The 26,359-nt window shown below is 56.9% G+C and carries 28 protein-coding genes; 9 read left to right on the forward strand and 19 right to left on the reverse strand.

Translation table 11 applies throughout. The annotated features are described in order from the left end of the window. Nucleotides 1-443, reverse strand: a 443-nt coding sequence (locus PMX60_RS09330) for a hypothetical protein (protein ID WP_271747689.1), incomplete at its 3' end; no start/stop codon positions are given. 324 nt (nucleotides 444-767) lie between these two features. Next, on the reverse strand, nucleotides 768-2,255 hold the full coding sequence (locus tag PMX60_RS09335) for a tyrosine-type recombinase/integrase (protein WP_271747690.1): 1,488 nt from the start codon (nucleotides 2,253-2,255) through the stop codon (nucleotides 768-770). A gap of 587 nt (nucleotides 2,256-2,842) precedes the next feature. Between PMX60_RS09335 and PMX60_RS09340 the strand changes: the two genes are divergently transcribed. The 6 genes from PMX60_RS09340 to PMX60_RS09365 all read left to right on the forward strand — a co-directional run bounded on the left by PMX60_RS09340 (nucleotide 2,843) and on the right by PMX60_RS09365 (nucleotide 7,692). Continuing rightward, nucleotides 2,843-3,547 (forward strand): CDP-alcohol phosphatidyltransferase family protein, encoded by a 705-nt coding sequence (locus PMX60_RS09340; RefSeq protein ID WP_271747691.1) that lies wholly within the window; start codon nucleotides 2,843-2,845, stop codon nucleotides 3,545-3,547. 66 nt (nucleotides 3,548-3,613) lie between these two features. Then, complete coding sequence (locus PMX60_RS09345; RefSeq protein WP_006236002.1) at nucleotides 3,614-4,048, forward strand: FHA domain-containing protein; 435 nt, start codon at nucleotides 3,614-3,616, stop codon at nucleotides 4,046-4,048. A gap of 3 nt (nucleotides 4,049-4,051) precedes the next feature. Then, nucleotides 4,052-4,930 carry a transcriptional regulator FtsR gene (gene ftsR, locus PMX60_RS09350; RefSeq protein WP_161115805.1) on the forward strand — a complete coding sequence of 293 codons (879 nt, stop codon included), beginning with the start codon at nucleotides 4,052-4,054 and terminating at the stop codon, nucleotides 4,928-4,930. Nucleotides 4,931-4,970: 40 nt separating this feature from the next. Next, a complete protein-coding gene (locus tag PMX60_RS09355; RefSeq protein ID WP_271747692.1) occupies nucleotides 4,971-5,501 on the forward strand; it encodes an adenine phosphoribosyltransferase in 531 nt (176 codons plus the stop codon). A 32-nt stretch (nucleotides 5,502-5,533) separates the two neighbouring features. Then, nucleotides 5,534-6,661: a coiled-coil domain-containing protein gene (locus tag PMX60_RS09360; protein WP_271747693.1), complete on the forward strand. Its 1,128-nt coding sequence runs from the start codon at nucleotides 5,534-5,536 to the stop codon at nucleotides 6,659-6,661. A gap of 164 nt (nucleotides 6,662-6,825) precedes the next feature. Continuing rightward, nucleotides 6,826-7,692, forward strand: a complete 867-nt coding sequence (locus tag PMX60_RS09365) for a DegV family protein (protein ID WP_271747694.1) — start codon at nucleotides 6,826-6,828, stop codon at nucleotides 7,690-7,692. Nucleotides 7,693-7,765: 73 nt separating this feature from the next. Here PMX60_RS09365 and PMX60_RS09370 read toward each other — a convergent pair whose 3' ends face one another. Together PMX60_RS09370 and PMX60_RS09375 are read right to left on the reverse strand one after the other, a co-directional pair. Beyond that, nucleotides 7,766-8,377, reverse strand: a complete 612-nt coding sequence (locus PMX60_RS09370) for a DUF1836 domain-containing protein (protein WP_271747695.1) — start codon at nucleotides 8,375-8,377, stop codon at nucleotides 7,766-7,768. A 153-nt stretch (nucleotides 8,378-8,530) separates the two neighbouring features. After that, on the reverse strand, nucleotides 8,531-9,469 hold the full coding sequence (locus PMX60_RS09375) for an NAD(P)/FAD-dependent oxidoreductase (RefSeq protein ID WP_271747696.1): 939 nt from the start codon (nucleotides 9,467-9,469) through the stop codon (nucleotides 8,531-8,533). A gap of 222 nt (nucleotides 9,470-9,691) precedes the next feature. Here PMX60_RS09375 and PMX60_RS09380 point away from each other — a divergent pair, with 222 nt between their 5' ends. Continuing rightward, the gene (locus PMX60_RS09380) at nucleotides 9,692-10,888 is read left to right on the forward strand and encodes an MGDG synthase family glycosyltransferase (RefSeq protein ID WP_271747697.1); all 1,197 of its coding nucleotides are present in this window, start codon (nucleotides 9,692-9,694) and stop codon (nucleotides 10,886-10,888) included. 464 nt (nucleotides 10,889-11,352) lie between these two features. On the opposite strand, the gene dut is transcribed toward PMX60_RS09380, so the two are convergent. Genes dut through PMX60_RS09395 form a run of 3 tightly spaced genes read right to left on the reverse strand, consistent with a single transcriptional unit; the run spans nucleotide 11,353 to nucleotide 12,745 of the window. Continuing rightward, the gene (gene dut / locus PMX60_RS09385; RefSeq protein WP_271747698.1) at nucleotides 11,353-11,796 is read right to left on the reverse strand and encodes a dUTP diphosphatase; all 444 of its coding nucleotides are present in this window, start codon (nucleotides 11,794-11,796) and stop codon (nucleotides 11,353-11,355) included. 4 nt (nucleotides 11,797-11,800) lie between these two features. Beyond that, the gene (gene nrdR / locus PMX60_RS09390) at nucleotides 11,801-12,244 is read right to left on the reverse strand and encodes a transcriptional regulator NrdR (protein ID WP_022093781.1); all 444 of its coding nucleotides are present in this window, start codon (nucleotides 12,242-12,244) and stop codon (nucleotides 11,801-11,803) included. 51 nt (nucleotides 12,245-12,295) lie between these two features. Continuing rightward, nucleotides 12,296-12,745, reverse strand: coding sequence for a LysM peptidoglycan-binding domain-containing protein (locus tag PMX60_RS09395; protein ID WP_195363352.1), 450 nt, complete (start codon nucleotides 12,743-12,745; stop codon nucleotides 12,296-12,298). Between the two features lie 163 nt (nucleotides 12,746-12,908). Between PMX60_RS09395 and lexA the strand changes: the two genes are divergently transcribed. Both lexA and PMX60_RS09405 read left to right on the forward strand, forming a co-directional pair. Beyond that, entirely contained in the window at nucleotides 12,909-13,553 is a 645-nt protein-coding gene (gene lexA / locus PMX60_RS09400) for a transcriptional repressor LexA (RefSeq protein WP_040359862.1), read from the forward strand. Next, nucleotides 13,553-14,257 carry a heparan-alpha-glucosaminide N-acetyltransferase gene (locus tag PMX60_RS09405; RefSeq protein ID WP_195233665.1) on the forward strand — a complete coding sequence of 235 codons (705 nt, stop codon included), beginning with the start codon at nucleotides 13,553-13,555 and terminating at the stop codon, nucleotides 14,255-14,257. Before lexA ends, PMX60_RS09405 begins: the two co-directional genes overlap by 1 nt. On the opposite strand, the gene hflX is transcribed toward PMX60_RS09405, so the two are convergent. The 12 genes from hflX to PMX60_RS09465 form a co-directional block, all read right to left on the reverse strand. Then, the gene (gene hflX, locus PMX60_RS09410; RefSeq protein ID WP_195233663.1) at nucleotides 14,242-15,531 is read right to left on the reverse strand and encodes a GTPase HflX; all 1,290 of its coding nucleotides are present in this window, start codon (nucleotides 15,529-15,531) and stop codon (nucleotides 14,242-14,244) included. The genes PMX60_RS09405 and hflX overlap by 16 nt on opposite strands. Next, on the reverse strand, nucleotides 15,531-16,469 hold the full coding sequence (miaA, locus tag PMX60_RS09415) for a tRNA (adenosine(37)-N6)-dimethylallyltransferase MiaA (RefSeq protein WP_271747699.1): 939 nt from the start codon (nucleotides 16,467-16,469) through the stop codon (nucleotides 15,531-15,533). The genes hflX and miaA overlap by 1 nt, the downstream gene beginning before the upstream one ends. After that, complete coding sequence (miaB, locus tag PMX60_RS09420) at nucleotides 16,469-17,839, reverse strand: tRNA (N6-isopentenyl adenosine(37)-C2)-methylthiotransferase MiaB (protein ID WP_271747700.1); 1,371 nt, start codon at nucleotides 17,837-17,839, stop codon at nucleotides 16,469-16,471. Before miaB ends, miaA begins: the two co-directional genes overlap by 1 nt. Before the next feature lie 49 nt (nucleotides 17,840-17,888). Beyond that, entirely contained in the window at nucleotides 17,889-18,206 is a 318-nt protein-coding gene (locus PMX60_RS09425; protein WP_006235982.1) for a stage V sporulation protein S, read from the reverse strand. Nucleotides 18,207-18,280: 74 nt separating this feature from the next. After that, the gene (locus PMX60_RS09430) at nucleotides 18,281-19,366 is read right to left on the reverse strand and encodes an ATP-binding protein (RefSeq protein WP_271747701.1); all 1,086 of its coding nucleotides are present in this window, start codon (nucleotides 19,364-19,366) and stop codon (nucleotides 18,281-18,283) included. A 1-nt stretch (nucleotide 19,367) separates the two neighbouring features. After that, a complete protein-coding gene (gene rny, locus PMX60_RS09435; RefSeq protein WP_115596193.1) occupies nucleotides 19,368-20,918 on the reverse strand; it encodes a ribonuclease Y in 1,551 nt (516 codons plus the stop codon). A 257-nt stretch (nucleotides 20,919-21,175) separates the two neighbouring features. Next, the gene (locus PMX60_RS09440) at nucleotides 21,176-21,868 is read right to left on the reverse strand and encodes a regulatory protein RecX (RefSeq protein WP_082437769.1); all 693 of its coding nucleotides are present in this window, start codon (nucleotides 21,866-21,868) and stop codon (nucleotides 21,176-21,178) included. Between the two features lie 11 nt (nucleotides 21,869-21,879). Further along, nucleotides 21,880-23,028, reverse strand: coding sequence for a recombinase RecA (gene recA, locus PMX60_RS09445; RefSeq protein ID WP_022094695.1), 1,149 nt, complete (start codon nucleotides 23,026-23,028; stop codon nucleotides 21,880-21,882). A gap of 257 nt (nucleotides 23,029-23,285) precedes the next feature. Further along, on the reverse strand, nucleotides 23,286-23,816 hold the full coding sequence (locus tag PMX60_RS09450; protein ID WP_271747703.1) for a CinA family protein: 531 nt from the start codon (nucleotides 23,814-23,816) through the stop codon (nucleotides 23,286-23,288). Between the two features lie 12 nt (nucleotides 23,817-23,828). Then, entirely contained in the window at nucleotides 23,829-24,377 is a 549-nt protein-coding gene (gene pgsA / locus PMX60_RS09455; RefSeq protein WP_416377938.1) for a CDP-diacylglycerol--glycerol-3-phosphate 3-phosphatidyltransferase, read from the reverse strand. 99 nt (nucleotides 24,378-24,476) lie between these two features. Next, entirely contained in the window at nucleotides 24,477-25,826 is a 1,350-nt protein-coding gene (gene rimO / locus PMX60_RS09460; protein WP_271747706.1) for a 30S ribosomal protein S12 methylthiotransferase RimO, read from the reverse strand. 27 nt (nucleotides 25,827-25,853) lie between these two features. Beyond that, the gene (locus tag PMX60_RS09465) at nucleotides 25,854-26,351 is read right to left on the reverse strand and encodes a YajQ family cyclic di-GMP-binding protein (RefSeq protein ID WP_117770334.1); all 498 of its coding nucleotides are present in this window, start codon (nucleotides 26,349-26,351) and stop codon (nucleotides 25,854-25,856) included. Nucleotides 26,352-26,359: the final 8 nt, after the last annotated feature.

The following is a 26,359-nucleotide window of genomic DNA, read 5'->3' on the forward strand; positions in this document are numbered from 1 at the left end:
CCCGTGTACACCTCGGTCACCCTGCGGTAGTTGAACATGTCTCCGACTTTTGGCAGCCCCTTCCGCTTGTAGAACATGAGGCTGTGGTCGTCTTCCGAGTAAACGGCGAACGCGGTTCCGTGTACGGGGTCCACGATATCTGCATCGGTCAGCGACCCATTGCCGCCGCCGGTGCCGCCGGTTTCCCAGCTCCCCTTGTCGATCCCGTTGCCGAGCGTCCCAGCCACGAGGTTGAACTGGTTTCGGATCGCGCTCGAGACCCACGGCCCCGCGATCAGGACCACCAGGACGATGATCGCGATGATCAGGACGTACTCGACTGTCGACTGCCCTTTCAGGCGGCGGGTAAATCTAGGAGATACCCCCCCCCGAAAGGAATTTCCGCTGCGTGCATGTGCGGCTCCCTTCGGATTGGATTGGCTGATGCTGCAGAGGATAGACATGACCTCGCCAGCTAGCCAGACAATGCCGCAGCGGCATATGGGTAGGCCGAATCCCAGCCACTGAACTATATGGCTACATGCTCATTCAGCTACATCGCTACAGAACTACATACCTACCATCCAGCAGGTATCCAGCAAGACAAAGGGGTGCCTGAGATGGCACCCCGCAGTATAGCTGCCTGTTATTATCCTTTTATCTTTATTGCTCTTTCGGCGATTCGCCCTTCGGCGGCAATTACTGATTTCAAGTCATAATGGCGGGCGTTCCTCCTATTCAGAAAGCGAAGGCTGTAATGGATACCGCCGCCGTCAGCGGCCATTCTATCAAAGCACCGTCGCCTCGGTCGGAATTGCGCCCAGTACTGCCGCATACTCTGTGGGATAGAGCCGGCTGATCGTCTTCACGTCGCGGATGACGATATTGCGGTCGTCCGGTTCGGTGATGCCGTACCCGAATGCCTGGAGCGTCTCGACGGCCTCCTGGATACGCTGCTGGAACATGGGGCCGGGGTCAACCCTGAGGCCGAGGTAGCCACGCCACAGGCAGGGCGAAACGCGCAGCATGTTGTGGATCTTGGAAATCGGCTCGATGTCCGCGTAGACGTTGAGCGTCACCATGGCGTCCTTGTGTCCCAAAATCGACTGCAGCGCCTTGATGTCCCCGCCTTGGCGGATCCACTGCGTCGCAAAGGTATGGCGAAGGCCGTGGAAGGTGATCAGCTCGTCGTTCGTGCCCATGAGCGCATTGGTTTCCGAAAACGTCTTGAAAGCCCTGCGGATATAGCTGGTTGTCGCGAAGGTCGCGCCTGGCTCCGAGAGGATGTAGCAGTCCCCGATCTCGACCGAGCCGGTAAGCCCGCGCAGGCGCATCTTCCCGAGGTCGAGGTCGTATATCCCCTTCAGGAAGGGGAGAAGGCCCACCGGGTCGATGGGGATCGACCTCAAATCATGGGTCTTGGTGTCCTTGATGAACGACCCCATCCCCTTCGCGTACGCCACCGAGTGCCTGACCGTGATAAGCCCCGACTCAAAGTCGATGTCGCACCACCGCAGGCCGCAGACCTCGCCGATGCGCATCCCCGTATGCAGCGCGAGCACGACCGCCCGCTTGAACCGCGAATCGGGCATCATGGAGCAGATGGAGTTGAGCTTGGGCACGAGGTCGGACCTGAGCGCGTTGCGCGGCTTGCCGAGGATGCGCGGTGCCAGGGCCCCATCGAACGGGTTTTTCCCGATCGTGTCGTTGCTTCTCTTGATAAGCACTGTATAGAGGCGCTTTCCCAGCTTGAAGGCCTTGTTGAGCGTATCTGGAGCTGTGCCCAGGGCAATCCTCCGCGCGGACCACGCGTTGATGTCGTCGGTCGTCACCTCGTTCACGGGGATCATTCCTAGCTCGTCGCGCTCGATATGCAGGGCGCTGAAATGGTAGTCGTCGCGCGTGGTCGGGGTTATCCGGTTCATCTGCAGGCAGAAGTCGATGAACTTCTCGAGCGCGTCCCCCAGCCGGAGAAGTGCGTAATCGTCCGCCTCGAGTTTCGCCCGCCGTTCCTCGACCGCTACCCTCAACTTCTCGATCTCGGCGAGCTCCGCCTCGATCTCGCACCTGAAATCCGCGAGCGCGTCGAGGGCGGCCTTCTTGCCGCGGGTGCCCTCGGCAAAGCACGCGATGCCCGTGTTCCTCGTCCTCTGCGTGCGCTCACCAGACCCCTCGTCGACGAGGGTGACGATGGCCTGCCATTTCCCCTTGTTCTTCCTGACGGAGCCGTTTCCACATATGCGTAAGCTCTTATTGTCGTCTTTTTCGCTCGTCATGATTCTCCCCAAAACACTTTTTGATTCCAGATGGGCAATTCTGCCTGCGAAAACCCAAAAGCCGTTGATTCTGGGCGCTCCGGAGTCACCAGAGAATCAACGGCTGCACCATGAGTTCGTAAGCAAAATAATAACGAAATGTAGAAACCTGCGCTTACCTGCGTTAATTTACATATGCGGAAACTGCTTACATCCGCTATTTGCGCGTGTTATAATAAAAAAGACACAGGTAGAGCCTAAATTAGGGGTCTGGGGGTCAAGGGGTCGCTGGTTCGAATCCAGTCGTCCCGACCAGAAGTTTGCAGGTCAGGCACCTAGTGCCTGACCTTTTTTGTTTTAATCACCATGATTATTTTGCTTAAAGCAACAACGTTCCCGCTCGATGTAATCACCGAATCAAAACGTGTACATCAGCCACCAAAATCGACATTTTTCGACATGTTTGGAGGCTGATGTACACGAATGCGAAATCCCCGCCGCCTAAAAGCGCCCTCCACATGTCTGGACTCTCTATGGCTGCGCTGGATAGACATCGCCGGAACGGGTATAGTATCGAAAGTTTTGTCGTTAACCAGCGGGGGAGTCCTGTGGGCATCAAAAAGAAGATCAAAAAGGAGCTTATCGGCACTTCCGATTACCCGTCGAATAAGATCTTTACGATCTCCAATTTCATCACCTTTACGCGCCTGATCCTCACCCTGGTATTTCTGTACCTGTTTGTGACGGATAACAATCGCGTCATCGCCATCGCAATCTACGCCGTTGCCGCCTCCACCGACTGGATGGACGGTCAGATCGCCCGCATGACTAAGACGGTCTCGTGGCTCGGCAAGGTCATGGATCCCATTTGCGACCGTGCACTGCTGTTTACCGGCGTGTTGGGCCTGGTAGTCCGCGGCGAGCTTCCCATCTGGGTCTGCGTGCTCATTATTGACCGCGACATCTATCTGGGCATCGGCACACTTATCGTTCGCCATTACCACCCTCGTCCCATTGACGTCGTCTTCCCCGGAAAGATTGCGACAGCGCTGCTCATGACCGGCTTCTCGCTCATGCTGCTCGGGTTCCCCGTTATTGACGGCCTGCATCTTTTACCTTCAACCCTCACGGCCTTCCCGGGCCTCAACGGAAGCTCGGTGCCCCTCGGCATCTTCTTTGTGTACGGCGGCGTGATCTTCTCCATGCTCACGGCTGTCATCTACTCCATTAAGGGCGGAGCGGCCATTAAACAGGCTCTCGCGCATCCCGAGGACGAGGACATCGACTTTCTGAACCCTGAAATCGAAGACTGATTCGTTGGGGTATGATTACGTACGGTTCATTATTTGCGGCACGTCCGCGATAAGTTAGGGGTTGTCATGGACAACATGGTTAACAATATGCCTCAGAATGATAAGACTGCTGACGCTACCTGCGTATTCCGCGTGCCTTCAAGCGACGTCACCGTTCCCGACCTCATGGCCAACGTGCGCATCACCGCCCCCGTTCTGTCCATCGTCAAGGGTCCGCAGACGGGTGCCGCTTTTGAGCTCGAGGACGACGTGACCACCATCGGCCGCGATCCCGCGAACGGCATCTTCCTCAACGACATGACTGTTTCGCGCAGCCACGCGCGCATTATTCGCGAGGGCCTCGGCGCTCGCATCGAGGACTTGGGATCGCTCAATGGCACCTGGGTCGACGGTGCCATCGTCAATGCAGCCCCGCTGCACGACGGTTCTTCCGTTCAGATCGGTACGTTTACGCTCATCTACCACGAGAGCACGCCGGAGCGCATCGAAACCGGTGAGTAGGGCATGGCCGAACGCAACTATCTGAGTATCGGCCAAGTCGTCAACCTACTTCGAGGCGCATACCCCGATCTTTCGAACTCAAAAATAAGATTTCTAGAGGATGAGGGGCTCATTACCCCTCATCGTACGCCTAAGGGATACCGTCAGTACTCCAAGGAGGACGTTGATCGCCTGGAGGTCATTCTGCACTTGCAGAAGACTCGCTACATGCCGCTCAACGTGATTAAGCAGCGCTTGGAAAACGCCACGGACCTGTCAACGCTCGCCTACGAGGTGGGCTTGCTGTCCGATGTTCCACTCAAGACGGAGCCCAAGGAGACTAAGCAAAAGCTGCATCCCATCGAGACCATTCCCGATATGCTGGGCGTCGAGATTTCGTTTATCCGCTCGCTCGCCGAGAACGACCTCATTCGCATCATCAAGAGTCCGCAGAATCGTGAGCTCGTCGATGGTCGCGATTTTCCGATCATCCGTTACTGCTCCGAGCTGTCACGCTTCCATATCGAGCCGCGCAACCTGCGTCAGTACGTGTCTTCCGCCAACCGCGAGTCCTCGATGTTTGAGCAGGTGCTCGTGAGCATGCTCGGCATGGACACCTCCGATGACGAGCGCGACGCCAAGCTCGAGCGTGCGTTTAAGAAGCTTCACGACCTGACGGAGGGCGTGCACACCGCGCTGCTCAAGAACCGCGTTTTTGAGTCGCTCAACGCCGTGGTCGAAGACGCCGACATCGATGCACTCGATGAGGAAATCACTCGCTCCGAGTCCACCAAGGCCAAAAACGAAGAGACAGTCGCGCCGGCTTCACACGAGGATTCTCTCGTAAAGCCGCTCAAGGTCGTCGCCCCTTCGCAATCCGGCACCGTCACCGCGGGCAAGTAACAGCTGCCGCTTATCCGGCAACCCATTGAAAGGTCATGCAATGTACGACTTCGAATCTCAAATCGTCGACATCCCCGACTATCCCGAGCCCGGAGTCATCTTTAAAGACATCACGCCGCTCTTCGGCAATCCCGAGGCGCTCAAAGCCATGACCGATGCCCTCGCCGAGCACTTTGCCGGCATGGGAATCACCAAGGTCGTAGGTCCCGAGGCTCGCGGCTTTATGGTGGGCGTTCCCGTGGCCGTCGCTCTGGGCGCCGGCTTTGTTCCCGCACGTAAACCGGGCAAGCTGCCGCGCGAGACCGTAAGCCAGAGCTACGAGCTCGAGTACGGCACCGATTCAATTGAGATCCATGCCGACGCTATCAGCTCTAAAGATACCGTGTTGATTCTGGACGACTTGGTCGCGACGGGCGGAATCGTCGAGGCAACAGGTAAACTGGTGCGAGATATGGGCGCAAAGCTTGTGGGCTACGGGTGTATCCTTGAGCTTGCGTTTCTCAACCCGCGCGAGAAGCTCACGTCGACTGACGACGATGTTGAGCTCTTTAGCCTGGTGACGGTGGACTAGCCGTTACCCTTAGTTACTGGAAAGGAAGCTACATGCGCACAGCAAACACGCACAAAAACATGGCACGCTGCGCTGCTACGGCAACCCTCGCTTGTGTTTTAGGCTTGGGCCTCGCGGCTCCTGCCTACGCCGATACCGCATCCGACCTTGCCGCTGCTCGTACGAAGCTCGAGCAGATCGGTACCCAAACCCAGCAGATTTACGATGAGCTCGCCACGCAGACGCAGGCGCTCGATCAGACTGCTGGCGAGATCACGCAAAAGCAGCAGGAGATTGCTGACGGTCAGGCCAAGCTCTCGACCTATGTCGCCGGCGAGTACAAGACCGGCGGTCTGAGCCTGCTTCAGGTTCTAACGGGCGTTGACGACCTGAGCGATATGCTCAACCGTCTGTTCTACTACGGCAAAGTCTCCGATAAGCAAGCTCAGACCATTCAAGAGGTCAAGGAGCTTAAGCAGCAGCTCACCGATAAGCAGTCCGAGCAGGAAAAGAACGTCGCAGCCACGCAAAAGAAGGTCGACGAGCTTAACGCCCAGCAGGCTGAAGCCCAGAACGTCGTAAACTCCCTGGATTCGCAGCTGCAAGCCGAGCTTGCCGCAGAGGCCGAGGCCAACGCCGCGCTGCAGGCCGGCATCAACGCCAGTACCGCCGAGAAGGCCACGGTGAGCAACGAGACTGCCGGTACGACCGAGAACACCAACAACGGTGGCCAGACCAGCAATAATAACAACCAGGGCGGCAACACTCCGGCTCCTACGCCGGCACCTGCTCCGACGCCGCAGCCCTCTACGCCTGCCCCGGCTCCGACGCTTTCTGCTCCGAGCCAGTCAGTCGATGGCGGTTCTGTTGTCTCGCGTGCATACAGCAAGCTTGGTTGCGCTTATTCCTGGGGCGGAATTGGCCCGAACAGCTTCGACTGCTCTGGTTTTGTTAGCTATTGCCTCACTGGTCGCTATTGCCGCCTGGGCACCACGGGTACCTTTATGGGCTGGACGCGTGTGTCCGATCCGCAGCCCGGTGACGTTGTGGTCAACTCGTACCACACCGGCATTTACATCGGTGGTGGTCAGATGATTCATGCTTCCGACTACAACACGGGTGTTATCATCAGCTCCGTTGCCGCCGGCATGAACAATAACTATATCTTCGTGCGTTACTAAGTCATCTTACACGGCGTGTGAATGTGGACCTCGTGGCTTTGAGTCATGGGGTCCATTCTTTTGCCTTTCGTGCAGGCCGCTATCTAGTTTTGAATACTAGATAGCGGCCCAATCGGTCAGCAAGAAGGCTATAATTGTATGGGAGCAATTAGAAAGGACCCTCTATGAGCTGGGCACTTATCTCAGATTCAAGCTGCAACCTCCGCGATTGGCAACCGACCGCACCCCATACCACCTTTGCATTTGCGCCCCTCAAAATTCGAGTGGGGGAGCGTGAATTCGTCGATGACCTTTCGCTCGATGTTCATGAGCTCAACTGCGCTGTTCAGGCGGAGACGAACGCTTCTTCAAGCGCTTGTCCCAGCGTAGGGGAGTGGGCCGAGCTCTTCAAATTGGCAGACAAGACCATCTGCATGCCAATCTCTGAGGGCGTGTCGGGCAGCTACAACGCGGCAGCCACGGCTCGCGATATGGTTCTTGCCGAGGAACCGGACCGACAGATTCATCTAGTCAATTCACGCGCAGCTGGCGGTAAAATGGACCTCATTTTCCTGCTGTTCGACCGCTATCTTGCAAGCAATCCGAATGTCTCATTCGAGGATGCTTGCGCATACTTCGATAGCCTTGAACAGAACAGCAAAATCCTCTTCAGTTTGTGCAATTACGAAAACCTCGCCAAAGCCGGACGTATCCCTAAGGCAGCCGGCGTCATTGCCAACAAGCTCAATATCCGCATTTTGGGCACGGCGAGTGAGGCAGGTAAAATCGAACTCGTCGGACACACTCGTGGCGAAAAGAAGATGCTCAACAAGATCATCGACACCATGGAAGCCGAGGGTTTTACGGGCGGCGAGGTCGTTATCGATCACGTTGAGAACGAAGCTGGAGCCCAGGCGCTTGCTGACCGCATAGTCGAGCATTGGCCCGGTTCCAAGACCATCATCATGCCCTGCAACGGCCTGGATTCCTATTACGCCGAAATGCATGGGCTCATTATCGGCTACGGCATGGGCGTAGCTTCAGGCAAATAAAGTCCAACCAAGCAAAAAAACGGGCGGGACAAAGCGACAGATGGCTCTTTGTCCCGCCCGTTTTATACGTCGGCTAGCTATTAAACCCGTTGAACTTGAGATAGCTCATCAAGTAAGCCTTCGAAACAAAGGATGAAACCGCGCTGCGCACAAGCAGCGACTCACGCGTTACCTGATGCGCCGTATCGGGAACCGGCGTCTGCTCGACGGAAAACGCCGAACGAATCGATGCCTCGAGCTGATCGACCACATAATCAAAGGCCGTAGGGGCATCGTAGCTCAAACGCTGAATGTTAAAGAGTGCCTGCACCGCAGCAATAGGTAGCACCTGCTTAAAGATGCAGATAGCAATCAGGCGGGCAATCTGCTCGCGGCCATATTGCTTTTTGACCGGAGCAGGCACCAGGCCGACCTTCACGTAGTTATTGATCATCGATGGCGTAATGACGGGCTGCTCAACGCAAATGGACAGTGGCTCCATCCACAGTGCAACATACTCAATGACCTGGTCGCGGTAGAGCGTCACATTGGGCAACTGATTATAGCGCGGCAGACTCAACGTATTGAGTTTGCGAACGATATCGGACTCAATAAATGCATCGGGCAGCACAGTGGGCTGAATATCCTCAGGCTTAATGCTGACCGACGAATCAGACATCGGAATAACGTGTTTAACGTGGTTCATAAAGGTCCTCCGTTCATTTCTATATTGTATTCTAGATTATCTAGTTTTGCATACCACATAGCCGACAAGTAAAAGTGGTTGGACAGCACATTGATGCACCGTCCAACCACTTTGTTTAAAGATAGCAACCTTACATAAGATATATTATCGTACTTATCCGCGGAGAAACGCGTATGCGCTAGTTGCTGCTATGGCTCCGTCAGAAACGGCGGTCACAACCTGGCGTAAGCGCTTGGAACGGATATCGCCAGCGGCAAATAGACCTAGCGTGCGGGTCGCCATGGAATCATCAGTAACAATACCGCCGTCCGGCGCCAAATCAACTAGATGCTCGACAAGTTCGGTATGGGGTTGCGTTCCGGTAAAGACAAAGATGCCAAACGAGCCGGGCTCAAATGACTCGGTATGAGTCTCACCGGATGCATTGTCCTTAAAGGTGATCGTCGTTGGCATGGCTTCGCCCGAGAGCTCCACAATACTAGTTTGGTACCTAACTGTAATACTGTCCTTTTCGAGTACTTTCTGAACAACACCATCAGGCGCACGGAACTGGTCGCGGCGCAGCACGATGGCCACACTGCCGGCAATGTCTGACAGGAACAGTGCCTCTTCGCATGCCGAATTGCCACCACCGATTACAAAGACCTGTTTGCCGCGGAAGAACATGCCGTCACATGTTGCGCAATATGAAACGCCACGACCGCGATAGGTATCCTCGCCAGCGAAACCTGCCGGACGCGGCGTGGCACCCATGCAAGCGATAACGCTCGAGGCCAGCATATCACCCATATCGTGATGCACCGTAAACAGCGCTGCATCGGCATCGTAATCGATACCCGTAACCATGCTCCATGCGACCTGAGCTCCCAAGCCCTCTGCATGCTGCTGAAAACGCTCACCGAGTTCGGCGCCACTCAAGAGCGGAATGCCCGGATAGTTCTCGACCTCATTGGTTGTGGCGATCTGTCCTCCCGACATGCCCTGCTCAATCACGGTCGTCGTTAGGTTGGCGCGCGCCGCGTAAATGGCTGCAGCATAGCCCGCAGGGCCGCCGCCGATAATAGCAACATCGATCGGCTGATGGGTAGTCATGAAGAGACCTCCTGTCGAAAGATTGGCGTTCTTTGCGCTCATACCCAAATTTACGTGAACATGACACTCATGCACTACAATGATAAATCGCGTAACATAGCTGAAGGGGAGTTATCGATGGATCAAACGCAGACGGACAATAGCGCCCCCCTGCCCATTCAAGCCACTCCCCAACCGGAGCAAATGACCGTTTTACCTGCACAAAAACCCCTTGTAACCATTGTGCACGCATCGGTTGGATCGGGCCACAAAGCCGCCGCCAACGCGATTGCACAAGCATTTGACCTTATCCGCGGCACCAAGGGAATCCCTGAGGATGTTGAGATCGAAGTCCTGGATATCCTCGATTTTGGACGTATTAAATTCGACGGCAATAAGACCGCGGCTTCTTTTACGGGAGCCACGCGCCCCATTTACGACCTGACCTGGCGATATACGCTTACGGGACATCTTCTCTGGGGTGGCGGCACAGCATGGTCGCGAATTATGTTCCCCGCCTTCAACGAATATATTCGTCGCCGCAGGCCTATAGCCGTGGTCGCAACGCACATCACAGCTGCCAATGTTGCCGTGGGCGCCCGCGTCATCACGGGTATCGATTACCCGGTCATCTGCGTACCAACAGACTATGAAGTCGAAGGCTTTTGGCCCCACAAGGACACCGATCTATTCTGTGTTGCCAACGAATTTATGGCCGAAACGCTGCGTCCGCGCAAGGTACCCGAGTCTAAAATCCGCATAACGGGCATCCCCATCCGAACTGGTTTCGATACCGATTACAATCGTGAGGATGAGCTGAGTAAGTTCAATTTGCCGGCAGACAAGACGGTCGTGCTAGTTATGGCTGGCGCCAGCCTGCCGCAACCTTACGTGCGCTTCCGGGCGGCGATGGAGCATACGCTCCCCTTCTTACGCAGCTTTGAGGACATGCATTTTGTCTTTTTGCCGGGCAAGGATGAGGAATACGCCACCCGCCTCAAGACGCTCTTTGACGCCATGAAGCTCGAAAACGTCACAGTTCTGGACTACGTGGACGACATGGCGGCCCTCATGCACGGCTGCGACCTGGCAATCCTCAAATCGGGCGGACTCACCGTCACCGAGTGCCTGTGCGCGCATCTGCCGATGATCCTGCTGGGCAAATCATACGGCCAGGAAAAGGCCAACACCACGATGCTCACCGGCATGGGCGCCAGCATGCATGTCACCACCGCACGAGAACTCATCGTAACCCTACGTCACTTGCACGACCATCCCGAATCACTCAAAGCCCTACTCATCAACGGCGAAGTGCTACGCCGCCCCCACGCAGCCGAAGACATAGCCATCGCAAGCATGGAGCTCGTAGGCAAGCCCCAAAAGCGCAAACGAGCCTTCTGCCGCTTCTACTGGGGCGGAAAACCCGCGCATATCCGCTAGCACCGGACTGTCCGCCGTGGCGCAGGCCGCCCACACATATCATTCCATGCTCAAACATTCTCGCTTCGCTTCGCTCGCTGCGAAACTGCGCGTGGAACGATATGTGTGGGCGGCCTGCGCCACGGCTATACGTACGCACTAGCAGCCATATCGGTTACCCTACTAAAAGCAGCGAAGGGAAACTCGAAAACAAGAAATCAAAGTAATCCAATCTGACAAAGGAGCCGTCTCTTTGTCAGATCGGATTACTTGTTAGACACAGCTTCTAGATACAGCATTAGGCTTCAGATGGGAAGCCATAACCGATTGCGAGCATGTAAACGTAGCTCGCCCCTGGGATGCCCCTATATATCGTCCCGCGCGCAGTTTCGCAGCGCAGCGAGAATGTTTGAGCACGGGATGATATATAGGGGCATCCCAGGGGCGAGCGGACATTACGACACTCCGTTCAACGAAGCAAAAGACTAAGCGACGCCGCTGGAGCCGAAGCCTCCGTTGCCTCGGTCGGTTTCGTCTAGTTCTTCTACCTCTATGAGGTTGACCGTGGGGACTTCTTGGATGACGAGTTGGGCTATGCGGTCGCCTTTGTTGATTTGGATGTTGTTGGAGGGATCCAGGTTGATGAGGATAACCTTGAGTTCTCCTCGGTAGTGGGCGTCGATGAGGCCCGGCGTATTGACTATAGACAGGCCCTGCTTAATGGCCAAGCCACTGCGGGGCTGGACGAAGCCGGCGTAACCGTCGGGCAGGCCGATGGCCAGCCCAGTAGAGACCAGACGGCGTTCGAAGGGCTTCAGGACGCAGTCCTCGTTGGAGCGCAGATCCAAGCCGGCATCGGTGGGATGGGCGTATTTGGGAAGCTCGACGGTGGGATCGAGACGCTTTATGTTGAGGGTAATGTTGGACATGGAATCACCTTAGCTTGTCGAGCTCTTGCAGAAACTCATCGACGTCTTTGAAATCGCGGTAGACCGAGGCAAAGCGGATGTACGCCACCTTGTCGATCTTGGCCAAGCGTTTGAGCACCATGTCACCCAACTCATGCGACGTGACGGCCGTCAGCGTGCGAGAGCGCAGCTCGACCTCGATGTCGTCGATAATCTCATTGAGCTTCTTAGTGTCGATATCACGCTTGATGGTGGCGCGCATCAAGCCGACGAGCAGCTTATTGCGATCGAACCGCTGCTTAGTTCCGTCCGACTTAATGACCTCAATTGGGTCTTCGCATCGCTCGAACGTTGTAAAGCGGTAGTTACACGAGCAACATTCGCGACGGCGCTTAATAGTGTTATTTGACTCCTGCATACGGGAATCAACGACGCGGGTATGTGCCTTGCCGCATTTAGGACAGCGCATGGTACCTCCTCTTAAACGATAACAAGGGTACCATGCGCAGCGCGATAATGATTACGAACGAGCAGGAACCTTAAGATGCGCACCGGCGGCGAGCGAACCATGCTCCAGATGATTGACACTACGAATCATGTCGGAAGTCTCTTGCGTGGAAAGGCCTTCGATTGGATATTCCTCGGCAAGCGACCAAAGAGAATCGCCAGGCTGAACGCGAATGGTCTCGTAGGTAACATTGGAAACGGACTCGGCATACGCGGCGTGACGAGCGCTAAAGACCGACGTAGCGAGGACAAAGAAGAGCGTAAGCGCAACGGCAACGGCGACAATCGTCGGAACCTTCAGGGCAACGCGAGCCGGCGCGACTACAGCCTGCTGATTGCGAGCAGGCTTTACGGTCAAAGGCTGAAAGCCGGAGCGGCCGCCCTGAACAACCGTAAAAGTGGGTTCTGCAGGCGTCTCGAGCTTAAGGGCGAGGTTTCCCTGGACCATATTCGTTGCGTTCATCATGTTCTCCTCTCGCGTGTTTTGCTGAGAACAGTTTTATCAAGCCGCGCGGACAAAAATGTCTAGCGCGAGAACGAATGTTCGGTTATTATTATCTTCGAACAGTTGTTCCTGTCAAGCAAAATTCGAACATTTGTTTGACATGGGTAGAGAGGATGCCCTGATGGCTCGCAAAATTACCAAGCGTCAGCAGCAAATTTACGACTTCATCAAGGAATATCAGCAAGAGAAGGGTTATCCGCCCAGCGTGCGCGAGATGGCTTCTGCCGTGGGCCTTTCCTCCCCCAGCACCGTGCACGCCCACTTATCTGCCTTGGAGGCGCGCGGGCTGCTCAAGCGCGATGCCACCAAACCGCGCGCCCTGGAACTCTTTAACGAGGACGGCTCCTCTGTCTCAATTTCTAAATCTGACGAGCCCACCGCACCTCGCGGAACGGTCTCGCTACCGCTCGTTGGTCGCGTCGCGGCTGGGATCCCCATTCTGGCCGAGCAGAACATCGAAGACACTTTTACTATCCCGACCGAAATCGCCACCGATCAGGGTTCCTTTATCCTTGAGGTGCATGGGAGCTCAATGATCAATGTCGGCATCTTCAATGGCGATTACATCATCGTCCGTGAACAAAAGAGTGCCATGAATGGCGAAATTGTCGTGGCCATGATTGATGGTTCAGCGACCGTCAAAACGTTCTACAAGGAGCAGGGACGCGTACGCCTGCAGCCTGAGAATGACACCATGGAGCCTATCTATGCAACGAATCCCGTTATCTTGGGCAAAGTCGTCGGCTTGATGCGCCGGTTCTCGTAATGCAAAAACGCATCACCATCTTTGATACCGTCCGCGGGTTTACGATGATTTCAATGGCAGGTTTTCACGCTTGCTACGATCTCGCCTACCTGTACGGTTGGGATATGCCCTGGTTTACCCAGACTGTCTTTCAAGACATCTGGCGCGCCAGCATCAGCTGGGTATTTCTGTTTATCGCGGGTTGGATGTGCACCCTTTCGCGCAACAATATCAAACGTGCCGCCAAATACGCCTTAGCAGCACTCGTCGTCTGGTTGGTAACAACGCTTGTCTCAGTAGACGATTCGGTTAATTTTGGCATCATCTACTGCATGGCCGCATGTACCGGCATCGTGGCGTTGACCGATCCCGTCCTTAAGAGGATATCGGCGAGATGGGGCATGTCCCTATGCCTTGTGTTGTTCGCCCTCACCTGGAGCATCCCCAAAACAATCTACCCTGTCCCCTACCTGGCGTGGCTGGGATTTCCGAGCCCTGGGTTTGTTTCAGGTGATTACTACCCCATCATCCCGTTTATCTTTATGTATCTTGCAGGATACTTCGCCGCACATATAGCGCAGGGAATCGATAAGACCGTCCCTAGCTGGACCTACGCCAACCCCCTACCGGCGCTCGCCAGCCTTGGACGTCACGCACTCCCCTTTTATCTGCTGCATCAGCCCATCATACTGGGCATTTTGGAGCTCGCCTACTCGGTGCGATAACGCTCGAGCCGCGGCGCAATACGAGCCGGCAGCTTCGCCACAATACGAACGCCATCCTCGAGATATTCCTCGTGCAAAAGGGTTCCCTGCTCATGCACCAGCGTGATGAGGGCGCCCTCGCGATACGGGATATCAGCAGAGAGCAACACATCGGTGGCAGCCGCCTCGCGAGCAATGCGATCGACGAGATCGTCGAGCCCCTCGCCCGTTTGGGCCGAGAACAGAACGGCCTCGGGATAGCGACGACGGAAGCTCAGTCGATCAACGCTATCGAGAAGATCGATTTTATTGAATACGGTCAGCGTTAAACGCTCTCCAGCGCCGATCTCATCAAGCACGCGGTCGACAGCCTCCAGCTGTCGCTCATAGTCCTCGTCAGAGGCATCTACGACTTTGAGAATTAGATCGGCACCCAACACCTCGGACAGCGTCGATTTAAAGGCATCGACCAAACCATGCGGCAGCTTTTGAATAAAGCCGACGGTATCGGTGATCGTCATGCCGCGACCGCCGGGCAGGTGATACGAACGCGTCGTCGGGTCGAGCGTAGCAAACAGCTTGTCCTGCGAAAGTACCGTAGAGCCGGTCAGGCGATTGAGCAACGTCGATTTACCGGCATTGGTATAACCGGCTAACGCGACGCGAAACGCCGGTGACTCAATGCGACTCTTGGACTGGACATCGCGACGCTGTTCAACCTGCTTAAGCTCACGACGAAGCGCGGCAATCTTATTGCGAATCAAGCGACGGTCAACCTCGAGCTGGCTTTCACCCTGGCCAAAGCGCGAACCGATGCCGCCGCGCGTCTGCTCCTTGGCAAGATGGCTCCACATGCCACGCAGACGAGGCAACAGATATTGAAGCTGTGCCAGCTGTACCTGTAGGCGTCCCTCACGCGTCTGAGCATGCAGGCCAAAGATATCCAAGATCAGTGCCGTACGATCGATAATCTTTACCGGCTCGCCCACGGCTTTCTCCAAATAGGATTGCTGCGAGGGCGTCAGGTCGTCGTCAAAAATAACGACATCGGCATCCATGCGATGCACCAGGCCGCACAGCTCTTCAACCTTACCGGAACCGATAAACGATTTAGGATACGGCTTTACCAAACGCTGAGACAAGCGCGCCACGCACCGGGCACCAGCCGTATGGGCAAGGCGCTCCAGCTCGTCAAGCGATCGATCGAGCGGCCATGCATTGTCGCGCCATTCAACACCGACCAAAATGGCACGCTCGGGCTCGGGTGCCGTGGAAACAAGAGGAAAACGAGCCATTAGACAGCCTCAATACGATGCAGGATGTCCTCAACGACCTCATCGATCGTAAACTCGTCCATATCGAACCACACGATACGGTCATCGCGTTTAAACCACGAAAGCTGACGCTTGGCATAGCGACGCGAACGCATCTTGATGAGTTCGCGAGCCTCATCCATAGAAATCACGCCGTTAAAGGCATCGATAATCTCTTTATAGCCAATCGCCTGCATCGAAGTCAGGGCATCTGCCAGCCCCTGGTCCATAAGACCGCGAACCTCATCGACAAGGCCCTGCTCAAACATCAGGTCGACGCGCAGGTTAATGCGCTCGTAGAGCATCTCGCGATTACGCGTCAGACCAAACCACAGAGCGTGATAATGCTCGCGCGGAACACTAAACTGCGACTTTTGCTGCGCGTAGGACACTCCATCATCGTGCATTTCGAGAGCGCGAATCACGCGGCGAACATTATGGGGGTGGATGACCGCAGCGGACTCGGGGTCGCGCTCGGCAAGCAGGGCATGCAGTCCCTCCTCGCCAATACGCTCGGCAAGCTCCTGATAGCCCGCACGGCGATCGTCCTCAAGTTCACCCGAGGGAAAGTCCATCTCATCGAGGGCGGCCTTGAGATACAGCCCCGTACCCCCGCAAAACACCGGCAGGCGGCCCTCGCCAAGCAAGCGCTCAACATGCGCGCGAGCGTCAGCCTGATAAAGCGCAGCAGAATATGCCACACCCGGCTCTACAATGTCGACAAGACGCAGCGGCGCCGTACACTCATCGGGCGCCATCTTTGCGGTACCGATGTCCATGCCGCGATAGATTTGCATCGCATCGCACGACAGCACTTCGGACGAAAGACGAGCTGCCAAACGGTCGGCAACATCACTCTTACCAACCGCCGTCGGACCGACGATCGCAACGGCGGAAAGACCTGCCCTGGGAGAAACCATTAGCGCGGCTCGCCCACAACGGAGCCGGACAAATACCAGGTCTTGGCAATGTCAACGTCAACATCAACGATCTTGCCAACAAGCTGATCGATGCTGTAACCCTCGGGGATAGGCGCATGCACGGTCTGATTCTTGGGACTCTTGCCCAGCAGGACCGCGTCGTTCTTTTTACTCGTTCCCTCAATGAGCGCCGGCACCACAGAATGAAGCTCACCCTGGTTATACTCGTGAGCCGTAGTCTCGATAATCTTAACCAGGCGGTTGAAACGCTCGAGAATAACCTCATGCGGCGTGGGATCGTCAATCTCTGCGGCCGGAGTACCGGCGCGCTTGGAATAGATGAAGGTATAGGCCTGAGCATAGCGGACCGTCTCGGCAAGTGAGAGCGTCTGCTCAAAGTCTTCTTCAGTCTCGCCCGGGAATCCAACGATAATATCGGTCGAGAGCGCGATATCGGGCATACGGTTGCGAATGCGATCGACCAGGCCCAGATAGTCCTCGCGTGTATAACGGCGATTCATCTCTTTGAGGATCCGCGTCGAACCTGACTGGACGGCCAGGTGCAGCTGCGGCATGACGGCAGGCGTCTCGGCCATGGCGTCGATGGTCTCGGGCAGCAGATCCTTAGGATGAGAAGAGGTAAAGAAGATGCGCTCCACACCCGTATCGCCCGCGGCACGCAGCAGATCGGCAAAACGCGGCTTGCCAAACAGATCGCGGCCATATGAGTTAACGTTTTGGCCCAGCAGCGTAATCTCACGCACGCCCTGGCGCACCAAACCGGTCACCTCGTCGACAATTTCCTCGAAGGGGCGGCTCTTTTCGCGACCGCGCACGTACGGCACGATGCAATAGGTGCAGAAATTATTGCAGCCCGTCATGATGGGCACCCAGGCGTGATACTGGGTCTCGCGATGCCACGGCATGCTCATGGCATCCGTATCCTCATGCTCATTGGTGCGGATATGACGCTTGCCGTCAAGGAACGCCTCGGCAATGAGCTCGGCCACATGTGCGATAGAATGAGTGCCAAAGATGACATTGACGTTATCGACGTTGGTGAGCAGGCCCTCGCCATCACGCTGCGCAATGCAGCCGCCCACGGCAACCACACGCTTGCCCGAAGGCGAAGGCGGCAGGCTTTTGCATGAATTGCACTGACCGTACAGGCGAGTATCGGCGGCTTCGCGCACGCAGCATGTCATGAAGACAACAATATCGGCATGCGAGGGATCGAGCGCCATGAGACAGCCATACGAATCAAGCAAACCGCTCACGCGCTCGGAGTCGTGCTGATTCATCTGGCAGCCAAAGGTGCGGATAAAGTAGGTTTTACCGGCAAGAATATCGCGTACAGAACGCTGGTCCATGTGCATAAGTCCTAACGATGGAAGGGAGGCGAATCGAGGCAAGCAGAAGCTATGCCACAGGCTTAACATCATCCATGACGACGTTATCCATAGCAGCTCGATTGATCTGGTGAACGTAGATAGAAAGGCGGATGGCCGTGCGCGACTCCCCGTTAATGAGGATGTCGGAGAACACAGGCGCGCAGGAAATATCAAAACCGGTTGGAATCAAAAAACCGCGCGCGATAGCCACGGCCTTAATGGCCTGGTTGACAGCACCGGCACCGACACACTGGATGTTGACGGGTACACCATCCTTGACCATGCCGGCGATGGCGCCGGCAACGGACGCGGGCGATGATTTGCTTGATACCTTCAGGCAATCCATGAAGAAACTCCTGCGTTTAAAAGTACGTTTTAACTGCAATAACTGTATCGTACCGAGTGGACTCGGTAAAGGCACTATTCCTCTTTGGCAAGATCGAAGGTCACGGTGATTCGATCACGCGAAACGCGAATCTTTGGGTCGCCGCAAAGGTTGAGATAGTACCGGGCGGCAAGGTCATTAAAGTCGCGCTCCACAGCACGCGAAAACTGTGCCATGTCATCCTTGGCAATACGTAGCCCGCGACGATCTTTCGCAAGATCGACAGGAGCCGGCGCATGCGAGGAAGAATCACGCTCGCGCAGCAGACGCGCGGTCACACCGCGAACGGGCTTAATCTGCCCTGCCAAAATGCGATGTGCCGTGCGCTCGGACATCTCAAGACCCAAACTCGAACAGATGCGAATAAAGTCCTCGGCATCAGAGGCAAGGCCTAAACGGTCGACAACCGGAAGCTCGCTCTCGTCATCGATAAACAGGAGACGCGAGGTATCGAGCCGGCTTGACGCCTGAGCATAAAGGGTCGCGGCAATCTCAGACGGAGAACCAAGATAGACATCGCAACCACGCAACTCCTCGAGCGCAAACTCACAGGCAGCGCGAATAATATTATGCGGACCGCGAGCACAGACATAACGTCCGTCCTCATCCTTGACGGCCTGGGGCCAGCTGGACTGATCGGCACGCTCACTAAGGCGGTCGGCCGCAACGCTCACCTTAAAGGCTGAACCAAGATCGACACCAGACGTGACCACACGGGCCTCGTCGGTGTTCTGCTTGATCGAAAACAATGCCATGCCACGACCGTGAACGCCCCAACGGTCCATCTTCATGCTCTCGAGCTTTGAGGTAACGCGAGCATCGAAGATTCGCTCTTGCATATCCTGCGGAACACCCGAGCCGTTATCCAGAAAGACAAGCGTGCGGACGCCATCTTCCTTGGTCGTGGCGAGATAGACCTTGTCGGCGCCGGCATCGCGAGCATTACGGAGCATTTCGATGACGATATCCTCGACATGCTGAATGTCGTGCTTTGCCTGGCGCCGCTCGGCCTCCGAAACGCGGAGGCGGACATACCCCTCGCCAAGGTTCTCCTCGACGCGAAGGTTGCCCTCCCCCGACATCGACGCGATAAATGAGATGAGCTCGTTCGCGTCGCTCATGTTATTTAGCGATATCGACAGCGCGGCTCTCGCGAATCACGACGACGCGCACCTGACCGGGATACTCCATCTCTTCCTCGATCTGATGGGCGATATCGTGGGCCAGGACCGTGGACTGGGCATCGGAGATCTTGTCCGGCTGAACCATGACGTGGACCTCGCGACCAGCCTGCATGGCATAGGTACGCTCGACGCCGTCATGGGAGTTGGCGATCTCCTCGAGCTTCTCAAGGCGCTTGATGTAGTTCTCGGCAGACTCGCGACGGGCACCGGGACGAGAGGCGGAGACGGCATCGGCGGCCTGTACCAGGACATCGAGCACCGTGTTGGGGTCGACATCGGCATGGTGAGCCTCGATAGCGTGGACGATAACGGGCTTCTCGCCATAACGACGGGCAAGCTCGGCGCCGATGACGGCATGCGGGCCCTCGACGTCGTGGTCGATTGCCTTGCCCAGGTCGTGCAGCAGGCCGGCGCGCTTAGCGGTCACAACGTCCAGGCCAAGCTCGGAAGCCATCACGCCGCACAGGTCAGAGACCTCGAGGGAGTGCTGAAGCACGTTCTGACCAAACGAAGTACGGTAGCGCAGGGCACCAAGGGTCTTGACGATCTCGGGGTGCAGGTCGTGAATGCCGGTATCGAAGGCAGCCTGCTCGCCAGCCTCGCGTACGCGCTGCTGAACCAGGTCGGCAGCCTTGTGATACATCTCCTCAATACGGGCGGGATGAATGCGGCCGTCGGCGATTAGGTTCTCGAGGGCGACACGGGCGGTCTCGCGACGGACTGGGTCGAAGCTCGAAAGAACGACGGTCTCGGGCGTGTCGTCGATCACGAGGTTGACGCCGGAAACCTGCTCGAAGGTCCGGATGTTGCGACCCTCGCGACCGATGATACGGCCCTTGAGGTCATCAGAGGGAATGTGCACGGAGGTAACGGTAACCTCGGCAGTGTGGTCGGCAGCGCAGCGCTGAATCGCCAGGGACAGAATCTCCTGGGCGGTCTTGTGGCACTCGGCGCGAACCTGCTGCTCAGACTCGCGAATGATCGTGGCGGCCTCGTGGGTGACCTCGCCGCGAACCTTATCGAGGAGCTCCTTGTGGGCGTCCTCGCGGGTAAGGTCGGCGATGCGCTCGAGCTCGGAGGTCTGCTTTGCGCAGAGCTCCTCGAGCTCGCGGGAGCGCTTCTCGACCTGACCGGCCTGGCTGGACAGCTGATGCTCGCGCTTGTCGAGAGCGTCGTTTCGGCGATCAAGGGACTCCTCGCGCTGCATCACACGGTTCTCGAGCGTACGAATCTCGCTCTTACGCTGCTTGTCCTCGGCCTCGGCGGCCTGCTTGTTCTTGATGATCTCCTCTTTAGCCTCGAGCAGAGCCTCTTTTTTGAGGGTCTCGGCCTGACGCTTAGCATCACCGATCAGGGACTCAGCCTGTGCGTGTGCCGACTGGATCTTTTCGTCGGCCTCGTGAAGACTACCCTGCTTGGCGGTGCGCATGTAGGCAATGGCGGCGATGGCACCCAAAACGATGCCAACGAGCGCTGCGATGATAGGCATGCTCACTCCTTTTTATGGATTCGTTACACAACAAAGCGAACCGTCCTTACGAACGGCTCGCGACATTTGAGTAATATGGGCGCAGCTTATGCGGGTCGGATACAGATAAACATATAAACAAACTCATCACAGATGAGCACATATCACAAAGCAAATGACAGTGTTTATCGTACGTTGAACCACAACAACTGTCAAATAAATGGCCCCGGCACGGCGGCTAAAACGCGGTGAACGGCAGGGCCACAAAGCGCATACGCCTAAACTGCACATTCCTCGCGTTCGGCATCGAGACGTGCCTTAACGGCATCGGCGGCGATGTGATACGAGAAGCCTTTGCCCATCAAAAACCGAACCAGTTTTTCGAATCCGCGCGTCTCTGGAACACGACGCTTGGCGAGCAGGGCTGACGCACGCGTCAAATCGTCTTCGACGGCAAAATAATCCTCGGGATAACCGGGAATGTCATCGAGCACGACATGACGGCGCTTGAGCTCGGTCTCGATTTTGCGCTGTCCCCAACCGCGCCGCTTGCGCTCCTCGATAAAGTACGAGCAAAAGCGGCTCTCGTCTAAAAAGCGATACTCGGTGGCGCGCTCGACGGCGAAATCGATCGCAGGCTGGTGAAAGCCGTAGCGAGCCAGCTTGTCACGGACCTCACCCGTCGCATGGTCGCGGCGCGATAACATCTCGGTCACCATGGTAAGTGCACATTTACGCTCAATGAGCTGCACCGCCTCACGGAAGTTGTCCCAATCACAGGGAAGATCGGGGCGGTTTTTGACATACAGCCGCGCGACCCGCACGGGAATCCAAATGGACCGCTCAAAACCGCCCTCAAGCTCACAATCGATATGTGCGCAAGGCTTTTTGGACGCATACCCGCTCGAGAACGAGGAGGCCGCCTTCTTATCGGGAAAGACGACCGTGGCCTCGGTCACCGTATACGACATAAGCGTAACCGTTACTCGTCGTCATCATCGAGCATGGCGGAACCATCGATGGCGTAAAGCTCGTCAAACTCCTCAGGCGCAGGCTGATCGGTCAGCTCGACCTCGGACGGAGCATCGTCATCAAACTCAAGTCCACAGGCAAGGCGGACCTTATGCTCAATCTCGTCAGCGCAATCGGGGTGTTCGCGCAGGAACGCCTTGGCGGCCTCGCGACCGTTGCCGAGCTTATCCTCGCCATAGGCAAACCAGGAGCCCATCTTCTTGCAAATGCCGCACTCGACAGCCATGTCCAGAATCGAGCCCTCCTTAGAGATGCCCGTACCGTACATGATGTCGAACTCAGCAGAACGGAACGGAGCTGCCACCTTGTTCTTAACGACCTTGGCGCGCACGCGGTTACCGATAACCTCGTCCTTAAGCTTAATGCTATCGATACGGCGAATGTCGATACGCACCGAAGAGAAGAACTTAAGGGCGCGGCCGCCCGTCGTGGTCTCGGGGTTGCCGAACATGACGCCGATCTTCTCACGCAGCTGGTTAATGAAGATGCACGTCGTGTTGGACTTGGACAGCGAGCCGGCGAGCTTGCGGAGCGCCTGGCTCATCAGGCGAGCCTGAAGACCGACCGTGGTGTCGCCGATTTCTCCCTCGATCTCGGCACGCGGGGTCAGCGCGGCGACGGAGTCGACGACGATGGCATCGATGGCGCCGGAACGCACGAGCATGTCAACGATCTCGAGCGCCTGCTCACCCGTATCGGGCTGGGAAATGAGAACCTCGTCGATATCCACGCCGATGCGCGCGGCATACGTGGGATCGAGCGCGTGCTCGGCATCGATAAATGCCACAACGCCGCCCATAGCCTGGGCCTCGGCCAAGATCTCGAGCGAAAGCGTCGTCTTACCGGAGGACTCAGGACCGTAAATCTCAACGATACGGCCGCGCGGCACACCGCCGATACCCAGAGCGGCATCGAGGGCCAGGGCGCCCGTGGGAATGGCCTCGACCTCGAGCTCGGGACCACCGTCGCCGTACCTCATGATGGAACCCTGGCCGAATTTCTTCTCGATCTCGGCCTTGGTGGTGGCGATCATCTCATCGCGCTCTTTACCCGTCGTGCGAGCATGAACGGTACGTACGGGACCTGAATTCTTGGCCATGAATAGCCCTCCTCTTAACAACCTGCATCGATAATAAACGAACGGCTGTTCGTGGTCAACCGTTCAGGCCAATCATATGCAGGCGGTCTTTCCAAAACCCAACCAAACGCCGACCAAACACTGACCAAATGCTTGACCACAAAGGACCAAATATGAACAAGGCAGGAAAAAATACATCTACAACCAGCACAAACGCCAAATGAGCCTAAGGTCCCTATCTCCACAATTAAGGGGCCCGGAGGCCCCTTAAAACACGTCTATTCCATAGGGTTGAGCACAAGGGCAATGCGACCCAATGCCTCCGTGACCGCATGGGCACGAACACACGAACGGTCGCCCTCATAGTGGCAGCGCACAGAGTCCACGACCGGCACTCCCCCATCGGCGGAACGATGTGCCCAGCCAATATAGAAAGTGCCAGCAGGATCGTCCTCAGTACCACCGCCGGGGCCGGCATAACCCGTTGCGCTCACTGCAATATCGCTCTGGTACAGCTCCAGCGAACCCGACGCCATCTCGCGCGCAGTTTGATGCGACACCGCGGTGTAGCGGTCGAGCGTCTCCTGCTCAACACCCAGCACGCGATGCTTAATCTCATCGCAGTAGGTCACCGCACCGCCACGCAGCGCCGCCGAGGCGCCCGGGATATCCGCAATCGTCGAGGCGATCATACCCGCCGTCAGCGACTCAGCCGTCGAAACCGTCACACCCCGAGCGCTCGCGCGCTCGACGATATCGCGCGCCAGCTCCTCGTTATGTGCGGAAATCTGCTCAAAAGAGTCCGTCATACCCACCAGGACCTAGACCGAAAAGACGATCTTGCGGCAGTTCCAGAAGTACTGGGCGCCCGAGATAACGGTCAAGACAACGGCAACGGCATACAGGAAGCGCGACACCGAGTAGATGCCGAGCGTCAGCGCCACCGGGCCAAGGTGCAAGCCGGCCATAGCAAAAACGCACAGGTAACCGCAGATGGAGACCATCGTGGTCGCCGTCTTGTACTTGCCGAGCTTATCGGCCGCAACGACCACACCGGCCGCACTCGCGACCATGCGAAGGGCGCTCACCAGAAGCTCACGGAACAGGATAATGAACACGGACCACACGGTCACCGCGCCAAAATCCAAGAACAGCAGCAGGGCCGAGAACACGAGCAGCTTATCGGCGATGGGGTCCAAGAATTTACCGAAGTCGGTGATCTCGTTGCGCGAACGCGCCAGATAACCGTCGACCTTATCGGTGCACGACAGGATCACATACAGAATGAAGGCAGCGGCGGCGAGCGAGCCGTCGAAGATGCTCCAATCCGTACCGGCAACACTCGTGTGAGAAAGCGCCGACACGATCATGAACACCGGGATAAAGACGATGCGAACGCACGTCACGATGTTGGCGGGCGTCCAAACACTCGTCAGTTCCTTATTGCTCTCGTTTGCCACGATGCTCTCCTACTCCACAACATGGCCGATAAGCTCATAGCAGAAGCTATCGGTAAACTCGACAGTCAGAATATCGCCCACGGACGCCTCGCTGGCGTCCAAGTGGACCGCGCCATCGGAATCGGGCGCCTGGAACCAGGCATGGCCGATCAGCTCGGCGCCGTCCTCGGTTTCTTCGATACCGTCGACGATCACCTGGGCGCGCTCGCCCACATGTGCGGCGGTGGCGGCAAAACCGAGCGACTCGGCCAGGTCCATGGCCTCCTGGGCGCGCTCGAGCTTGACCTCTTCGTCGACCTGACCCTCCATCTTAGCGGCCAGGCTGCCCTCCTCCTGCGAGTAGGCAAAGACGCTCGTGTAGTCAAAGCCGACGGTGTCCATAAAGTCGATAAGGTCGCGGAACTCGTCGTCGGTCTCGGTCGGGAAGCCGACCATAGCCGTGGAACGGATCACGATGCCGGGGATACGCTCACGCAGATCGCGGAACAGGTCCTCGAGCTCCTGGCGCGAACCGGAACGGCGCATAGCCTTGAGGATGCGCGCGTCGCAGTGCTGCACGGGGATATCGATATAGGGCAGCACCTCGGGCGTATCGCGAATCGTATCGATAAGCTCATCGGTCATGCCCTCGGGCTGCAGATAGAGCACGCGGACCCAGACGTTGTGCGGGCGCACGGCCTCGGCGACGGCACGCAGCAGCTGCGCCAGATTGCGCGGCGAGCCCTCGGCGACATCCTCGTCAGTAAAGTCGGTGCCCCAAATACCCGTGTCCTGGCCGATCAGCACGATCTCGCGCACACCGCCGGCAACCAGGTCGCGTACCTCGGAGATAATGCTCTCGGCATTGCGCGAATGATAGCGACCGCGAATATAGGGGATCATGCAGAAGCTGCAGAAGCGGTTGCAGCCATCGGAAATCTTGACGTAAGCAACGGCGCCCTCGACGGTACGCTTGACCTGAGGGATATAGGCCGCGATCTCACGCTCGACACCCAGCACGCCATCGATGACCGCCACGATGCCGTCCTCCTCGTCGGCCTTCACAAAGGCAGCGACCTCGGGCAGCTCGTCAGGCAGGTCGTCGCCATAGCGCGACGGCACACAGCCGCACATAACGATGGGGCAAGAACGAACGCCGTCCTGAACCTCGTTGGCGAGCTCGAGCGTGGTCTCGATGCTCTCGGACGTTGCGGAGGCGAGGAACGAGCATGTATTGACGATGGCGATATCGGCATCCTGCGGGTCGAATGCCTCCTCGTAGCCCGCAGCAGTCAAAAGAGAACGCATGCGGTCGGTGTCGACCTCGTTCTTAGCGCACCCGAGGGTGATGTAGAGCACGGAGCCCAACGGTGTATCCATGTTGGAGAGCGGTCCTTTCGAATGATATTAGCGGTAGTTGGTGAACTGTAGCGGCTGGCCGTAGTCCTGGTCGCGCAGGAACTGGATTACGGTCTGCAACGCATCCTTCGAAGCAGAGGAAACACGCAGCTTGTCGGCCTCGATGGTCACCTTGACCTTGAGCTTTTGGTCCTTGATGTCCTTGTTGATCTTCTTGGCGGTCGCCTGGTCGATACCCTCGACAATATGGCCGAGCACGCGCACGGTGCCGCCCGATGCCGCCTGAGGAGCATCCCACGAGACAGCCTTGAGGTCAATGCCGCGCTTGATGAGCTTGGAACTCAGCACGTCGATAATCTGTTTGGAGACAAAGTCAGCCGGGGCGCTGATCGTAAAGAGCTTGTCGCCCTTCGAAAGCTCGATCGTGGCGCCGGAATCCTTAAGGTCATAGCGCTGGGAAATCTCGCGCGTGGTCTGCTGGAAGGCGTTGTCGACCTCTTGCATGTTGACCTCGGACACGACGTCGAAGCTGGAATCTTTAGCCATGATGTTTC

This window comes from Collinsella aerofaciens, assembly GCF_028206995.1.
In the GTDB taxonomy this organism is placed as follows: domain Bacteria; phylum Actinomycetota; class Coriobacteriia; order Coriobacteriales; family Coriobacteriaceae; genus Collinsella; species Collinsella aerofaciens_AQ.

Bases quoted from the DNA above. Each gene is read 5' to 3' on its own strand.
- PMX60_RS09345 (WP_006236002.1), top strand. From the start codon at position 3,614: ATGGACAACATGGTTAACAATATGCCTCAGAATGATAAGACTGCTGAC.
- lexA (WP_040359862.1), top strand. From the start codon at position 12,909: ATGGCTCGCAAAATTACCAAGCGTCAGCAGCAAATTTACGACTTCATC.
- dut (WP_271747698.1), bottom strand. From the start codon at position 11,796: ATGTCCAACATTACCCTCAACATAAAGCGTCTCGATCCCACCGTCGAG.
- hflX (WP_195233663.1), bottom strand. From the start codon at position 15,531: ATGGCTCGTTTTCCTCTTGTTTCCACGGCACCCGAGCCCGAGCGTGCC.
- rny (WP_115596193.1), bottom strand. From the start codon at position 20,918: ATGCCTATCATCGCAGCGCTCGTTGGCATCGTTTTGGGTGCCATCGCC.
- miaA (WP_271747699.1), bottom strand. From the start codon at position 16,469: ATGGTTTCTCCCAGGGCAGGTCTTTCCGCCGTTGCGATCGTCGGTCCG.
- PMX60_RS09425 (WP_006235982.1), bottom strand. From the start codon at position 18,206: ATGGATTGCCTGAAGGTATCAAGCAAATCATCGCCCGCGTCCGTTGCC.
- PMX60_RS09365 (WP_271747694.1), top strand. From the start codon at position 6,826: ATGAGCTGGGCACTTATCTCAGATTCAAGCTGCAACCTCCGCGATTGG.
- miaB (WP_271747700.1), bottom strand. From the start codon at position 17,839: ATGGACCAGCGTTCTGTACGCGATATTCTTGCCGGTAAAACCTACTTT.
- PMX60_RS09440 (WP_082437769.1), bottom strand. From the start codon at position 21,868: ATGTCGTATACGGTGACCGAGGCCACGGTCGTCTTTCCCGATAAGAAG.
- PMX60_RS09450 (WP_271747703.1), bottom strand. From the start codon at position 23,816: ATGACGGACTCTTTTGAGCAGATTTCCGCACATAACGAGGAGCTGGCG.
- PMX60_RS09375 (WP_271747696.1), bottom strand. From the start codon at position 9,469: ATGACTACCCATCAGCCGATCGATGTTGCTATTATCGGCGGCGGCCCT.
- PMX60_RS09430 (WP_271747701.1), bottom strand. From the start codon at position 19,366: ATGAGCGACGCGAACGAGCTCATCTCATTTATCGCGTCGATGTCGGGG.
- PMX60_RS09335 (WP_271747690.1), bottom strand. From the start codon at position 2,255: ATGACGAGCGAAAAAGACGACAATAAGAGCTTACGCATATGTGGAAAC.
- ftsR (WP_161115805.1), top strand. From the start codon at position 4,052: ATGGCCGAACGCAACTATCTGAGTATCGGCCAAGTCGTCAACCTACTT.
- PMX60_RS09395 (WP_195363352.1), bottom strand. From the start codon at position 12,745: ATGAACGCAACGAATATGGTCCAGGGAAACCTCGCCCTTAAGCTCGAG.
- PMX60_RS09465 (WP_117770334.1), bottom strand. From the start codon at position 26,351: ATGGCTAAAGATTCCAGCTTCGACGTCGTGTCCGAGGTCAACATGCAA.
- PMX60_RS09370 (WP_271747695.1), bottom strand. From the start codon at position 8,377: ATGAACCACGTTAAACACGTTATTCCGATGTCTGATTCGTCGGTCAGC.
- PMX60_RS09355 (WP_271747692.1), top strand. From the start codon at position 4,971: ATGTACGACTTCGAATCTCAAATCGTCGACATCCCCGACTATCCCGAG.
- rimO (WP_271747706.1), bottom strand. From the start codon at position 25,826: ATGGATACACCGTTGGGCTCCGTGCTCTACATCACCCTCGGGTGCGCT.
- PMX60_RS09360 (WP_271747693.1), top strand. From the start codon at position 5,534: ATGCGCACAGCAAACACGCACAAAAACATGGCACGCTGCGCTGCTACG.
- PMX60_RS09405 (WP_195233665.1), top strand. From the start codon at position 13,553: ATGCAAAAACGCATCACCATCTTTGATACCGTCCGCGGGTTTACGATG.
- recA (WP_022094695.1), bottom strand. From the start codon at position 23,028: ATGGCCAAGAATTCAGGTCCCGTACGTACCGTTCATGCTCGCACGACG.
- pgsA (WP_416377938.1), bottom strand. From the start codon at position 24,377: ATGATCGTGTCGGCGCTTTCTCACACGAGTGTTGCCGGTACGGATTGG.
- nrdR (WP_022093781.1), bottom strand. From the start codon at position 12,244: ATGCGCTGTCCTAAATGCGGCAAGGCACATACCCGCGTCGTTGATTCC.